The organism is Mesorhizobium sp. M0227, from assembly GCF_040321855.1.
Lineage (GTDB): Bacteria > Pseudomonadota > Alphaproteobacteria > Rhizobiales > Rhizobiaceae > Mesorhizobium.
On sequence record NZ_JAMYSJ010000029.1, the window covers coordinates 1 to 13,092 of the forward strand.

A 13,092-nucleotide genomic window follows, 5' to 3' on the forward strand; every position below is an offset into this window, starting at 1 on the left:
CGCACGATTCACCCTCCGCATTCTCGCGAAATGAGTGAATCACGGAGCTACCCCAACCGCGAGCCCCTTTTTCAACAGCCTGCTAGGTGTCGCTTGCCCGAAATATCCGTAATGAGGCGCGGCCGTTTGCGCCGTGGACGAGCGTCGGGTTCGGGCCAGACCCAGACATCACACCGGCCGACCTAAACGTCTGCTTTCGCAGGGCGGTTCTTGAAAACTGCCTGTCCGCTTTCGGCCGCCCTCCTGAATCTTTGTGCCCTGGCCAATAGTGGCCTGAGGAGAAACGATATGGGACATTCGTAGTATGACCTCGCCGGACAAGGCCGTCCCGCTTGGAATGCAGGCAAGAGAGTAGGCGTCAAACGACCTCTGAAGGTTCGTCAAATCTGGGAAATCCGGTTCTTTCTCGACCGCGAAGGTCGATCACGGGACCGAGCGCTGTTCGACCTTGCGATCGATAGCAAGTTGCGTGGTTGCGACTTGGTGAAGCTCAAGATTGGCGCGCTAGTGAGTGGCGCTGAGATTCGGACCCGGGCCATGGTTGTGCAGCAGAAGACTGGGAGGCCAGTTCAATTCGAACTGATGGCAGACGCGCGAGCAAGCCTACTCGCATGGCTCGAACATAGATGTGGAACGGGCGACGATTTTGCCTTTCCCAGTCGGGTCGATCATGCTGGCCATTTGAGTACCAGGCAGTATGCGCGCTTGGTCGATGAATGGGTTTCGGCGGTTGGCCTCCGCCGTGAGGATTATGGCACCACTCGCTTCGTCGTACCAAGGCCTCCATCATCTATAAGGCCACCGGGAATCTCCGAGCAATTCAAATTCTGCTCGGCCACACCAAGATTGAGAACACCGTCCGGTATCTCGGCGTCGACGTCGAGGATGCACCGACGCTGGCCGAGGGAACTGAAATCTGAAAGTGGACGACCACGCGTGGGTCGCGCGGGGTCGTCATCGCTTCGTGTTAGGTCCAGCGGCTTTGCGCCTCAACTCGGTCGTTCGAGTGCGGCAGCATGGTTTCTGAAACCTGCCATTCGCCGAGTTCAATTCGATACGCGGCCGTCCGGGGCCTTGTATTACTCTAGGGTCGCGCTAAGGCTCGTTGGCACAGCTTGGCCCCACAATTTTGTTGAAGAATAGTGAAGTAATCACTTCCCTTGCCGGCAAAGCCGCGTAATCTCACAAAAGAATCGAGCCGAATTATGGGGAGTGGGCGGCTTTTGATGGGGGCACGTTTTCAGTCTGAAGCCGATCCGGCTTCGGCATTTTTCAACATGACGCCAATTGACGCTGTAGCGCCATGACAGCGGAAATCGCCATCCTAAATAAATCCGCAGTGGCTTTGGCCGCTGATAGCGCTGTCACGATTTCGGCGGGTGATGTCGAGGAAAAAACCTACGATTCCGCCGAAAAGCTCTTCGATTTGTCCCATCGGGACCCTATCGGGGTCATGATTTACAACGGCATGCAGTTCATGCAGGCGCCGTTACAGATTCTGATCAGCGACTATCGACGCGACTGCAAGTCCTTCCCGCGATTGCAAGATGCGGCACTGGATTTCTTGACATATCTCAACGCGTGGGGAAACGATGCCTCAGCGAAGGTCCAGACAGCCGCGGTCGAATCAATCCTCATGCCGTTGATCCGCCAGATCAACGAGCGCATCACGACAAGGCTTGAACGTCTGCTGAAGGACTTCAAGAAAAGCATGCATCTGGAGACCGAACTCAACAGAATTGTTGATCTCGTGCTGGCGACGTTCGAGCAGATCTACCGGCGCGTCAAGCCCGCCAGGTTCATCGGCGGTTCCGCTCCGAGGATTACAAAAGGTCGTGAAGCTCAAATCCGCGAGATCGTTGAACAGAACTTTATGCGTGCGGACGACCGGGGTTTTACCGATCGCGTCGTCGCTTTGGCCAAGCGCGCGGTTCTGAGCGAGACCAGGACGGGCTCGCAAACGGGCATCGTCATCGCCGGGTTCGGGTCTAGGGACCTTTTTCCTTCGCTGATCTCCTTCGAAATCGACGGCGTGGTGTTCGGAAAGTTAAAATACGCCCGGACCAACTTTGTCGACATCGATCGCGACGGCGAGCGGTCGCGTGTCCTGCCGTTTGCGCAGAGGGAAATGGTGGAACGGTTCCTGTACGGCCTTGATGAGGGTATCGAGAGACACATAACGACCTTCGTGAACAACACGATTTCAAGCATCTCGAAAGATATCATTGCTCAACTGGATATGCCCGAGGCGGAGCGGCGGCTACTGATCCGGCAAGCTGGCGAGGCCGAGACAGCCTTCAACAAAAGGTTGCGTGAGGAGGAATTTGAGGAAATCCGTTCACAATCCCGCAAGGAGATTGAGGACATGGTCGAATTCATGCCAAAGTCCGAGCTGGCCTCTATGGCGGAGGCCCTCGTTAACCTGACGTCATTGAAACGTCATGTCTCGCGTGGCATGCAGACCGTTGGTGGCCCGATCGATGTCGCGGTCATTTCGCGGGCCGACGGCTTCATATGGGTGAAGCGGAAACATTATTTCGAGCCCGAGTTGAACCTTCGATACGTGCACCGCGTTCGATCAAATCTGATGATGACAGAGAGCCGCGATGATGAAGCGTAATTCTGCATTCAAGCGTCTGATCAATCGTGAAGAGGAGAGGCAGGGCCTGGCACCTGAGCCTTTGCCGGAAAAGCTGGCCCGCAGCATCGCGGATACGCAAAAGGAGATTCGCGACGTCTTCAAAGGGTCCTCCAAGATACGGGCCACGCTTAAATCACATGGTTCTGGCAACCACAGAAGCTGAGTTCGCCCGGAAACAGGTCATCGTTTCGGAAACGGCGGCCCGAGCACTCTCAGGCGACCCGCCGAACATCGGGGGCGAAACCCCGCGTTGAGAAGCGCCGCAATTGCAATTGCCGCAGCGTTTGGGCGCCGCTTACTGCTCATCGTCCTTTATGACCGCGAACATCTGGCGCAGGCGTGCCTTGGTCTTCGGCCGCTGCGCTCTGTACTCCCTGTAGAACGCCTGATCTGCAGCATCCTCCAATTCGACATCGTCGGTCAGGAAATAATCGGTGGTGACGCCGAGCGCCGTAGCGATCTTGCTGATTTTGTCGCCGGACGGTCGTGGCGGCTCCTTGTTCTCAAGCTCCCAGATATAGCTCTTGCTGGAGTCAGCGAGCTCCGCAAGCCTGTCCAGCGTGTAGCCCTTATCTTTGCGCAGCGCGCGAATCTTGTTGCCGAGCGGCGTGGTCACGATTGCCTCTTTCTGTCGTTTTCCTCTGTTCAGAGTAGCAGCACAGAGAGTGCTTGACAATCGATATGCGAGACGGCATACCTGTTCGGAGTAGACGTACTTCCCATACCGAAACCAACGAAAGGATACAAGATATGGCGTCACACAAGACCATCGGTACGCATCATGTGGTTCCCAACCACGATGGCGGCTGGGACGTGAAGAGGGGCGGAGGCCAGCGGTCGTCCGGTCACTTCGACAGCAAGAAAGAGGCGGTAGACTTCGGCCGCGGCGTCAGCCGCAACCAATCGACCGAGCTCAAGATTCACAACCGGGACGGCAAGATCGCGCAGAGCGATAGCCACGGCCACGACCCCAATCCGCCGCGCGGCTAAGCGAAAGGACAGCACAATGGCGCAGGAAGATGATAACAAGGGCCACGACGAGACGATCACGATCGTGGTCAACGGCACGCCGCACGAGGTGCCGAAAAAAGACGAACTGACTTATGTCGAGGTCGTTACCCATGCTTATCCGGACTATCCCCAAAATCCGGGCGCGACTTATTCGGTCACCTACACCCGGGGCCACAACGACCGAGATGGAATCCTCTCCCCCGGAGGCACCGTCAAGGCAAAGGATGGGATGGCGTTCCGTGTTAATCGCACTAGCGAATCATAATCCCGACATAAAACGGCTGCTCGACCGGGGCTTCGCGCTCCGGTTTGACAGCGGATATTTGGTTGTCCGCGACATTCCCTACCTCAACGCGCAACTGGAGCTGTGCACGGGCGCTTTTGTGACTAAGCTTGTCTTCGTCGACGCTGAAAAGGTCCAGCAAGACGACCATCAGGTCTTCTTCGCCGGTGGGGTTCCCCATGAGGCCGACGGGCGGCCGATCCCGAACCTGGGCGGTGGCCCGAGAACCTTGGCCCTGACCAGAGATGACGTGTTGGTTGAGCGCTCGTTCTCGAACAAACCGCCAACCGGTTTCCCGGATTTCTTTGAGAAAATCCAGCACTACGTAGCTCTGCTGTCCGGTCCGGCCGTGAGCCGCTACCCGCAAGCGACACCCCTCACGTTCGCGGTCGACCACGATGTGGTCGCAGATAGTGTCTTCACCTATCAGGACACGTTAACTAGCCGCGCGGAGATTGGCGATTTGGCGGCGCGGTTCAAAGATGAGGTGGTCGCAATCATCGGGCTCGGTGGGACCGGTGCCTATGTGCTTGACTTCATGGTCAAGACGAATGTGCGCGAAATCCGCGGTTTCGACGCCGACGTGTTCCACGTCCACAACGCCTACCGATCTCCCGGCCGGCTTCAGGAAGACGATTTCAAGCGGGCCAAGGCCGACCTGTATCAAGATCGCTATGGCAACTTCCGGAGCGGGTTGAAACTTGAAAGGAAATTCATCGACCAATCGTCAACTGAGGAGTTGCAAGGCGTCACCTTCGCCTTCGTCTGCGTCGATAAGGGGTCGGCCCGCGCCGGAGTTTTCGACCTGCTCATCGGCCTGAAGATTCCCTTCATCGACGTCGGCTTGGGTTTGAACCGCCAGCAGTCTGCGCTGGCAGGCATGCTGCGCGCAACAGTCTATCTGCCTGACGACGCCGAAGAGATCAGGGCCAAGGCTCTATCCGAGACCGCTGATCAGCCCGGCGATGAATATCGCACCAACATACAGATATCCGAGTTGAACGCGATGAATGCCTGCATCGCGGTAATCCGATACAAACAATACCGGGGTTTTTACGTCGAGGACCATCCAGCCTACCACATCTTGATGGACACAACCATGCCACGCTTTTTCGTCGAGACGCGCCATGAATGATATCCGGCTTCAAAAGGTCCATTTCGTGCCCAAGGAGCTTGATAAAGGCGTCCTGTATGTGTCCGATGAATACCAGGTTGCGGTGCACCTGTGCGCCTGCGGCTGCGGCTGCAAAGTGGCTATACCTCTCGGACCTGCGGAATGGCGGTTTACCGAACGTGGCGGCCGGCCGTCACTACAGCCGTCAATAGGCAGCGGGCAACTTCCCTGTAATTCCCACTACATCATCCGCGACGGACGGATCTTGTGGGAGCCCAAAATGACCGCCGCCCAGACGGTTACAGGCATGCTGAGGGATGAAAGGCGTAGGCAGGCCTACTATGAGGCCCATAGGCCACTGCCTGGCTTCTTCGCAAGTATATGGCAGCTTGTCCGGCGTCTGTTCGGGTTATAGCCCACCTTCGGTGAGCCTCAGTGTGACATTTTTCTTTCGCACTGAGGCTCTCATCGTGCCGGTACTTTTCGTACGGACAGACCGTGACGAGGGCGGCTTTTTCGCAATCATGTTTCCGAAAGCTGCCTGTCCGCAGTCGGCCCCATACAAGTCATTCGCTCTCGCCCTTCGCGATGACACTTCTTGGCGCCCCAGTCTTCCAAGCCTGCAACGTTCACTGCATCGCACGGGCGCGTATATTGGGTATCTTCGATATTCTGAAACGTCACGTCATGCTGCTTCCATCTACTACCAAACAGTGGAGGCTGTGCCCGTGACACCGACGAAGCTCCTTGTCGGCCAGATCGTCATTGTGTTCGCCATCGTCATCGTTGGCGTATGGGCGGCAACGCAATGGTGCGCCCACATGCTGGACTATCAGCCGCAGCTTGGCACGCCATGGTTTGCCGCGGCGGCCCGACCGATCTACAAGCCGTGGAAACTGTTCGAATGGTGGTTTCACTTCGACGCCTATGCGCCTGAGGTCTTCGACAAGGCCGGCATGCTTGCCGGAGCCAGCGGATTCTTGGGCTGCGCGGCCGCCATCGCTGGCTCCCTCTGGCGTGCGCGGCAGCGCGGCCTAGTCACCACTTATGGCTCGTCGCGATGGGCCGTGTCTTGGGAGATCGAGAAGGCAGGGCTGTTTCGACCAGCCGGTGTTTTCCTTGGCAAGCTGAAGGACCGCTATCTTCGCCATGACGGGCCGGAGCACGTAATGGCCTTTGCTCCCACGCGCTCGGGCAAGGGTGTTGGACTGGTTGTTCCGACGCTTCTTTCCTGGACCGGCTCGGCCGTCATTCACGACATCAAAGGCGAGAACTGGCAGCTGACTTCCGGCTGGCGGTCGAAGTTCTCTTTCTGCCTCCTGTTCAATCCGACCGACTCGAGATCGGCGCGCTATAACCCGCTGCTGGAAGTGCGCAGGGGTTCAGATGAGGTTCGCGACGTTCAGAACATCGCGGACATTCTCGTCGATCCGGAAGGCGCGCTGGAGCGGCGGAATCATTGGGAGAAGACTAGTCATTCACTCTTGGTCGGGGCCATCTTGCACGTGCTCTACGCGGAAGAAGAAAAGACGCTCGCGCGCGTCGCCACTTTCCTGTCGGATCCGCAACGCTCGTTTGCCGCGACACTGCTGCGGATGATGACCACCAACCACCTCGGCACGGCGGACACACCTCGGGTCCATCCCGTCGTGGCCTCGGCGGCTCGCGAGGTGCTGAACAAGTCAGAGAACGAGCGTTCTGGCGTTCTCTCGACCGCAATGTCGTTTCTCGGGCTCTATCGTGATCCGACGGTTGCCTCGGCAACATCGGCCTGCGACTGGCGCATTGCCGACCTCATGGATGCGGAACGACCGATGTCGCTCTATCTAGTGGTGCCGCCATCGGATATCTCGCGCACCAAGCCACTGGTGCGACTGGTGCTCAATCAGATCGGCAGGCGACTGACGGAGCGGCTGGAAGGTGACCCGAAGAAAAGCCGCAAGTACCAACTGCTCATGATGCTAGACGAATTTCCGGCTCTTGGTCGCCTCGACTTCTTCGAGACCGCGCTCGCCTTCATGGCGGGTTACGGCATCCGCGCCTATCTGATCGCGCAATCCTTGAACCAGATCTCCAAAGCCTATGGCGAGAACAACGCCATTCTCGACAATTGCCATGTGCGCATTGCCTTTTCCTCCAACGACGAGCGCACGGCCAAACGCATATCGGATGCGCTCGGTACGGCGACGGAACTCAGGTCCATGCGCAACTACGCCGGCCACCGGCTGGCTCCCTGGCTTTCGCACGTCATGGTCAGTCGCCAGGAGACTGCTCGCCCGCTGCTGACGCCTGGCGAAGTGATGCAGTTGCCGCAAGCTGACGAATTAATCCTTGCTTCGGGGTTGCCGCCGATCCGCGCCCAGAAGTTGCGCTATTACCAGGATCCGAATTTCACCGAACGGGTGCTGCCGGCGCCGGTGTTGCGGGAGGGTCTGTACGCGGACTGTCCTGCGTCGCGCCCCGACGATTGGAGCGGACTAGTCCGCAGTGTTGACCGCCGTCTCGCTGCAGATGACGAAAACGCCGGCGCGGCAATCGAAGAAGACGGCGGCGTGCAACAGCAGCGTCATCCCGGCCTGCCTGAAGACCACGTCGTCGTCTCTCAGGAGCCTGATCAAGACGACCTCTTCAATCTGGCGGACGATGACGCCGAGGCACTCGCAGACAAGCGCGTCATGGACCGGGTTTCCACCGCAGCCAGCGCCTACGGTATCAACGAGGGAAGGGGCGACGACAAGGACATCATCCCCGGCTTCTAAGCGCTTTCGCAGCTCAGGCGTATCTCAGCGTAGATAACGCCCATAAGCGATTTTTCAGATATCGGCGATGTTCGTTCCCGCCGCCGGCGCATCAGCGCCGGCCAGTCGGAACGAGCCCCATGAAGCCCCATCGCATTCGCCACCAGTTTCTGCTCGAACCCGCGTTAAGCGAGAAGCTGGAAACGCTCAGCCGCAACCCGTCGACCACAAAATCGGCGATCGTTGCGAAAGCGGTCGAGGCCTTCATCGAGCGGCGTGGCGAGAACGAACTCGACAATCGTTATGGCAGGCGTCTCGACCGTCTTTCCCGCGACCTCGACCATATCCGAACCGATGTCGAGGTGATCCTGGAGAGCCTCGCACTCTTCATACGCTTTTCGATTACGCTTCATTCCCACACGCCGGTCCCGGATCGGGCGACACAGGCGATTGCCCAAGAGCGCTTTGACAAATTCGTCGAGCAGGTCGGTCGCCAGATCGCCTCCGGGAAGCGCTCGCTTGGCAACGGCAATGGCAATGGAGGCGAAGGATGAGCTCTCATCCCGCAGCCGACCACCGCCGCCGCGCCATGCTGCGCACAGCCATGGGCCACGCGATCACCGAGGCCCTTGCCGATCCGACCGTCATCGAGGTGATGGTCAACCCCGACGGCGCGCTGCGGCTCGACCGGTTGGGAGAAGGCCGGGTCGATACCGGCGTGCATATGCATCCTTCCGAGGCCGAACGCATCGTCCGCCTCGTTGCCTCTCACGTGCGCGCCGAGGCGCATGCGGACAACCCAATCGTCAGTGCCGAACTACCCTCAGGCGAGCGTTTCGAGGGCCTGTTGCCGCCAATCGTCTTGGCGCCATGCTTTGCCATCCGCAAGCCGGCAGCAAAACTCTACACGCTGGCCAACTATGTCGCCGATCGCATCATGCTCCCGCTGCAGGCTGATGCCCTGAGGAAGGCGGTACGCGAGCGGCGCAACATCCTGGTCGCCGGCGGCACATCATCGGGCAAAACGACCCTTGCCAATGCTCTTCTGGCAGAAGTCGCCGAATGCGATGAGCGGGTGATCCTCATTGAGGACACCCGCGAGCTGCAATGCGCGGCCAAGGACTGTGTTGCGCTGAGGACGAGGCGGGGCTCCGTCACACTTGCCGATCTCGTACGCTCGACCCTACGGCTGAGGCCCGACCGCATCATCGTCGGCGAAGTCAGAGGCGCGGAAGCGCTCGACATGCTGAAGGCGTGGAACACCGGTCACCCCGGCGGCATCACCACGGTCCACGCCAGTTCGGCGCGCTCGGCCCTCTACCGGATCGAGCAGCTCGCCCAGGAAGCGGTCGTCACCGTTCCCCGCCGGCTGATCGCCGATGCTGTCCACCTGATTGTCTTCATCGCCGGACGCGGATCGTCGCGCCGCATAGACGCGATTGCCGAGGTCACAGGCCTCGACGGCAGTGGCGACTACGCCGTTGGCCAGCTCACTCTTCCGCAACTCCAGCAGCTTTGAAAGGTCATCTCATGCGCAAGAAAATTTGCTTTCTTTCGTCCGCCGCCGTCGCGCTTCTTCTCACGGCCCAGGCTCACGCTGCCGGCTCCGGCATGCCCTGGGAACAGCCGCTTCAGCAGATCCTGGAATCGGTGCAGGGGCCGGTGGCCAAGATCGTTGCCGTGATCATCATCATAACCACTGGCCTTACCCTTGCGTTCGGCGACACGGCCGGCGGTTTCCGCCGGCTGATCCAGATCGTCTTTGGCCTGTCGATTGCCTTCGCGGCCTCGAGCTTCTTTCTCTCCTTCTTCTCCTTTGGTGGCGGGGCGCTCGTCTGATGGCCATGGGAGAGAAGCATATCCAAGGCTTCGAGGTGCCCGTCCACCGGGCGCTGACTGAGCCGATCCTGCTCGGTGGCGCGCCGCGGGCGGTGGCGATCCTTAACGGCACCGCGGCCGCCGCAATCGGCCTTGGCCTGCAGCAGTGGATTGGCGGTCTAGTGCTCTGGATCGCCGGCCACACGCTCGCGGTCTTTGCCGCACGGCGCGACCCGGACTTTGCCAGCGTACTTGTCCGTCATCTTCGTCAGAAGGGCTGGCTTGCATGCTGAAGCTTTCCGAATACCGCGGCAAAGCCGACCGGCTTGCCGACCATCTGCCCTGGGCAGCACTCGTCGCGCCCGGCATCGTGCTCAACAAGGATGGCAGCTTCCAACGGACATCGCGGTTTCGTGGCCCCGACCTTGAAAGCGCGACGGAGGCCGAACTTATCGGCATATGCGCGCGGGCAAACAATGCGCTGAGAAGGCTCGGCTCTGGCTGGGCGCTGTTCTTCGAGGCCGAGCGCATCGAAGCGCTGGGCTATCCGAGCTCGGCCCTTCCCGATGCTGCCTCATGGCTGATCGATGAGGAACGGCGCGCGGCCTTCGAGGGCAAGGTCGCGCATTTCGAGAGCATCTATCATCTGACCTTGGTCTTCATGCCTGGGCCCGATGGCCAAGCGCGCGCGGAAAGTGCTCTCGTCGACTCGCATCACTTGGGAGGGGAAAGAGACTGGCGCCAGGAGCTTGCCCGGTTCCGAGACGAGACTGACCGCGTTCTCGATCTTCTTTCGGGCTTCGTGCCCGAGGTGCGCGCGCTCGACGATGCCGAGACCCTGACGTACCTGCACGGCACGATCTCGACCCGCCGTCATCCCGTTGCCGTGCCTGAAACGCCAATGTATCTCGACGGCGTCCTGGTTGACGCGCCGCTGACCGGCGGCCTAGAGCCGATGCTGGGCGAACAGCATCTGCGCACGCTGACAGTTCTCGGCTTTCCGAACGTCACCCGGCCAGGAATCCTTGATGCGCTCAATAACCAGGATTTCGCCTATCGCTGGGTGACGCGCTTCATTCCACTCGATAAGGCGGAAGCCACGAAGACGCTGACTCGGCTCCGCCGGCAGTGGTTTGCCAAGCGCAAATCGATCGCGGCTATTCTGCGCGAGGTGGTGACCAACGAACCGGTGCCTCTCGTCGACAGCGACGCCGACAACAAGGCGCTCGATGCCGATGCAGCACTGCAGGCATTGGGCGGCGATCATGTCGGCTTCGGCTATCTCACCACAACGGTGACGGTGTGGGATCAGAACCGTAAAGCCGCCGCGGAAAAGCTTCGCGCCGTCGAGCGGATCGTCAACGGGCTCGGCTTCACCACCATTCGCGAAAGCATCAATGCCGTCGAAGCGTGGCTTGGCTCATTGCCGGGTCATGTCTACGCCAACGTTCGCCAGCCGCTCGTTCACACGCTTAACCTTGCCCATCTCATGCCGCTGTCGTCCGTGTGGGCAGGTCCAGCGGAGAACGAGCATCTTGCCGAGGTCACCGGCGATTACGCTCCGCCGCTTCTTTTCGCCGAAACCAGCGGCTCGACGCCGTTTCGGCTTTCGACCCATATCGGCGATGTCGGCCACATGCTGATTGTCGGGCCGACCGGTGCCGGCAAGTCGGTTCTGCTTGCCCTGATCGCTTTGCAGTTCCGGCGCTACGCTGGCGCGCAAATCTATGTCTTCGACAAAGGCAATTCGGCCCGCGCCGCCGCGCTTGCCATGGGCGGCGACCACCATGCGTTGGGTGCGAATGGTGCGCTTGCTTTCCAGCCGCTGCGCCACATCGACGACCCGGCCACACAGAGCTGGGCGGCCGAATGGATCGCCGGCCTCATTGCCCACGAGAATGTCACCGTCACCCCGGAGGTGAAGGAGGCAATCTGGTCGGCGCTCACCAGCCTCGCCACCGCGCCGGCGCAGGAACGCACGCTGACTGGCCTGTCGGTCCTGCTTCAGTCCAATGCGCTCAAATCGGCGTTGATGCCCTACACGCTCGACGGTCCATTCGGCCGGCTGCTCGATGCCGATGACGACCGGCTGGCCATCTCGGATGTGCAGTGTTTCGAGACCCAGGAGCTGATGCACAGCCAAGGCGCTGTGCTGCCTATGCTCACCTATCTGTTCCATCGTCTTGAGGACCGGTTTGACGGGCGGCCGACGCTGCTCATGCTCGACGAGGCCTGGGTCTATCTCGACAACCCGCTCTTTGCCGCCCGCATCCGCGAATGGCTTAAGGTACTGCGTAAGAAAAACGTCTCCGTCATCTTCGCGACGCAGTCGCTTGCCGACATCGCCGGCTCTTCTATCGCACCGGCAATCATCGAGAGTTGCCCGCAGCGCATTTTTCTCCCCAATGATCGTGCGGTGGAGCCGCAGGCACGGGCAGCCTATGAGCGCTTCGGTCTTAATGAGCGACAGATCGAATTGGTCGCCCGCGCCACGCCGAAGCGCCACTACTATCTGCAGTCGCGCCGCGGCAATCGCCTCTTCGAGCTCGGGCTAGGCCCGATCGCTCTTGCGCTTTGCGGCGCCTCCGACCCGGCCGCCCAGAACCTGATCGACAATATTCTTTCCGAAGAAGGGCAGGGCAGCTTTGCCGCCCGTTTCTTCAGTGCGCGCGGCCTGGATTGGGCTGCCGAGCTTCTCCAGCAATTTCCTCAACCTAACAAGGAGCAATCGTCATGATCGGACGCCGCCTTTTTACTAGCCTGGTCACCGTTTCCCTGATCGCCAAACCGATGGCTGACTACGTCCAGCCGGCCTATGCGCTCATCGTGTTTGACCCGTCCAACTATACGCAGAATGTGCTGTCGGCAGCACGCGCATTGGAGCAGATCAACAACCAAATCCAGTCGCTTCAGAACCAGGCGACCATGCTGCAGAACATGGCGCGCAACCTTCAGCGCCTGGATTTCTCTTCCGTGGGCCAGCTTACCGGCTCGCTCCAACGGATTGACGGTCTGATGACCCAGGCGAGCGGCCTGAGCTTCGATCTCGACAAGCTGCAGGACCAGTGGCGCCAGCAATATCCGGAAAGCTACGACGCCACCATCAAGGTCAGCGATGTGGCGAGCGCCGCGCGCGAGCGCTGGCAGAGCGCCATGCAGGCGTTCCGCCAGACCATGAGCGCGCAGTCGCAGATCGTCGAGAACGTGCAGGCCGATGGCGACCTGCTTACCGATCTCGTCAATCGCAGTCAGGGCGCGGCAGGTGCCCTCGAGGCAAGCCAGGCTACCAATCAGCTGATCGCGCTTTCGACCAAGCAGCAGATGCAGATCCAGACGCTGCTTGCGACCCAGTTCCGGGCCGAGGCCGAGGATGCGGCGCGCAAGGCGCAGTCTGAGGAAGCCGCTCGCGAGACGACGAAGCGTTTCCTGGGCACCGGCACGGCTTATCCCGGCAACTGAGCGGCAGTTCTTCAAGACAACGAGGAAG

14 protein-coding genes and 1 pseudogene are annotated in these 13,092 nt (G+C 60.0%); 14 read left to right on the forward strand and 1 reads right to left on the reverse strand.

Annotated features, from left to right (window positions below):
* Positions 1–369: 369 nt before the first annotated feature.
* From NKJ00_RS26965 to NKJ00_RS26975, 3 genes and pseudogenes are all read left to right on the forward strand, one after another.
* Positions 370–920 (forward strand): annotated as a pseudogene (locus tag NKJ00_RS26965) (tyrosine-type recombinase/integrase).
* Between the two features lie 383 nt (positions 921–1,303).
* A complete protein-coding gene (locus NKJ00_RS26970) occupies positions 1,304–2,620 on the forward strand; it encodes a hypothetical protein (protein WP_023809287.1) in 1,317 nt (438 codons plus the stop codon).
* Entirely contained in the window at positions 2,607–2,804 is a 198-nt protein-coding gene (locus NKJ00_RS26975; RefSeq protein ID WP_023809286.1) for a hypothetical protein, read from the forward strand. Before NKJ00_RS26970 ends, NKJ00_RS26975 begins: the two co-directional genes overlap by 14 nt.
* A 132-nt stretch (positions 2,805–2,936) precedes the next feature.
* Here NKJ00_RS26975 and NKJ00_RS26980 read toward each other — a convergent pair whose 3' ends face one another.
* On the reverse strand, positions 2,937–3,257 hold the full coding sequence (locus tag NKJ00_RS26980) for a helix-turn-helix domain-containing protein (protein WP_023708023.1): 321 nt from the start codon (positions 3,255–3,257) through the stop codon (positions 2,937–2,939).
* A 134-nt stretch (positions 3,258–3,391) separates the two neighbouring features.
* Here NKJ00_RS26980 and NKJ00_RS26985 point away from each other — a divergent pair, with 134 nt between their 5' ends.
* The 11 genes from NKJ00_RS26985 (at position 3,392) to trbJ (ending at position 13,064) form a co-directional block, all read left to right on the forward strand.
* On the forward strand, positions 3,392–3,631 hold the full coding sequence (locus tag NKJ00_RS26985) for a DUF2188 domain-containing protein (RefSeq protein ID WP_023809285.1): 240 nt from the start codon (positions 3,392–3,394) through the stop codon (positions 3,629–3,631).
* Positions 3,632–3,647: 16 nt separating this feature from the next.
* Positions 3,648–3,917, forward strand: coding sequence for a multiubiquitin domain-containing protein (locus tag NKJ00_RS26990; RefSeq protein WP_031212482.1), 270 nt, complete (start codon positions 3,648–3,650; stop codon positions 3,915–3,917).
* Complete coding sequence (locus NKJ00_RS26995) at positions 3,892–5,070, forward strand: ThiF family adenylyltransferase (protein WP_023708020.1); 1,179 nt, start codon at positions 3,892–3,894, stop codon at positions 5,068–5,070. The genes NKJ00_RS26990 and NKJ00_RS26995 overlap by 26 nt, the downstream gene beginning before the upstream one ends.
* The gene (locus NKJ00_RS27000; protein ID WP_023708019.1) at positions 5,063–5,464 is read left to right on the forward strand and encodes a ubiquitination-like system serine protease family protein; all 402 of its coding nucleotides are present in this window, start codon (positions 5,063–5,065) and stop codon (positions 5,462–5,464) included. Before NKJ00_RS26995 ends, NKJ00_RS27000 begins: the two co-directional genes overlap by 8 nt.
* 313 nt (positions 5,465–5,777) lie before the next feature.
* Positions 5,778–7,808 (forward strand): conjugal transfer protein TraG, encoded by a 2,031-nt coding sequence (locus tag NKJ00_RS27005; RefSeq protein WP_023809284.1) that lies wholly within the window; start codon positions 5,778–5,780, stop codon positions 7,806–7,808.
* A 119-nt stretch (positions 7,809–7,927) separates the two neighbouring features.
* Positions 7,928–8,341 carry a hypothetical protein gene (locus NKJ00_RS27010; RefSeq protein ID WP_023711820.1) on the forward strand — a complete coding sequence of 138 codons (414 nt, stop codon included), beginning with the start codon at positions 7,928–7,930 and terminating at the stop codon, positions 8,339–8,341.
* Positions 8,338–9,306, forward strand: coding sequence for a P-type conjugative transfer ATPase TrbB (gene trbB / locus NKJ00_RS27015; protein WP_023809283.1), 969 nt, complete (start codon positions 8,338–8,340; stop codon positions 9,304–9,306). Before NKJ00_RS27010 ends, trbB begins: the two co-directional genes overlap by 4 nt.
* An 11-nt stretch (positions 9,307–9,317) precedes the next feature.
* Entirely contained in the window at positions 9,318–9,626 is a 309-nt protein-coding gene (locus tag NKJ00_RS27020; protein WP_023735762.1) for a TrbC/VirB2 family type IV secretion system protein, read from the forward strand.
* Positions 9,626–9,898 (forward strand): VirB3 family type IV secretion system protein, encoded by a 273-nt coding sequence (locus NKJ00_RS27025; protein WP_023735761.1) that lies wholly within the window; start codon positions 9,626–9,628, stop codon positions 9,896–9,898. The genes NKJ00_RS27020 and NKJ00_RS27025 overlap by 1 nt, the downstream gene beginning before the upstream one ends.
* On the forward strand, positions 9,892–12,342 hold the full coding sequence (trbE, locus tag NKJ00_RS27030) for a conjugal transfer protein TrbE (protein ID WP_023809282.1): 2,451 nt from the start codon (positions 9,892–9,894) through the stop codon (positions 12,340–12,342). Before NKJ00_RS27025 ends, trbE begins: the two co-directional genes overlap by 7 nt.
* On the forward strand, positions 12,339–13,064 hold the full coding sequence (gene trbJ / locus NKJ00_RS27035; RefSeq protein ID WP_023669263.1) for a P-type conjugative transfer protein TrbJ: 726 nt from the start codon (positions 12,339–12,341) through the stop codon (positions 13,062–13,064). The genes trbE and trbJ overlap by 4 nt, the downstream gene beginning before the upstream one ends.
* The last annotated feature ends 28 nt before the right edge of the window (positions 13,065–13,092 follow it).

What these genes read in the sequence shown, in the direction of transcription:
- NKJ00_RS26970 (WP_023809287.1), top strand. Translation starts at nt 1,304, where the DNA reads ATGACAGCGGAAATCGCCATCCTAAATAAATCCGCAGTGGCTTTGGCC.
- NKJ00_RS26975 (WP_023809286.1), top strand. Translation starts at nt 2,607, where the DNA reads ATGATGAAGCGTAATTCTGCATTCAAGCGTCTGATCAATCGTGAAGAG.
- NKJ00_RS26985 (WP_023809285.1), top strand. Translation starts at nt 3,392, where the DNA reads ATGGCGTCACACAAGACCATCGGTACGCATCATGTGGTTCCCAACCAC.
- NKJ00_RS26990 (WP_031212482.1), top strand. Translation starts at nt 3,648, where the DNA reads ATGGCGCAGGAAGATGATAACAAGGGCCACGACGAGACGATCACGATC.
- NKJ00_RS27000 (WP_023708019.1), top strand. Translation starts at nt 5,063, where the DNA reads ATGAATGATATCCGGCTTCAAAAGGTCCATTTCGTGCCCAAGGAGCTT.
- NKJ00_RS27010 (WP_023711820.1), top strand. Translation starts at nt 7,928, where the DNA reads ATGAAGCCCCATCGCATTCGCCACCAGTTTCTGCTCGAACCCGCGTTA.
- trbB (WP_023809283.1), top strand. Translation starts at nt 8,338, where the DNA reads ATGAGCTCTCATCCCGCAGCCGACCACCGCCGCCGCGCCATGCTGCGC.
- NKJ00_RS27020 (WP_023735762.1), top strand. Translation starts at nt 9,318, where the DNA reads ATGCGCAAGAAAATTTGCTTTCTTTCGTCCGCCGCCGTCGCGCTTCTT.
- NKJ00_RS27025 (WP_023735761.1), top strand. Translation starts at nt 9,626, where the DNA reads ATGGCCATGGGAGAGAAGCATATCCAAGGCTTCGAGGTGCCCGTCCAC.
- trbE (WP_023809282.1), top strand. Translation starts at nt 9,892, where the DNA reads ATGCTGAAGCTTTCCGAATACCGCGGCAAAGCCGACCGGCTTGCCGAC.
- trbJ (WP_023669263.1), top strand. Translation starts at nt 12,339, where the DNA reads ATGATCGGACGCCGCCTTTTTACTAGCCTGGTCACCGTTTCCCTGATC.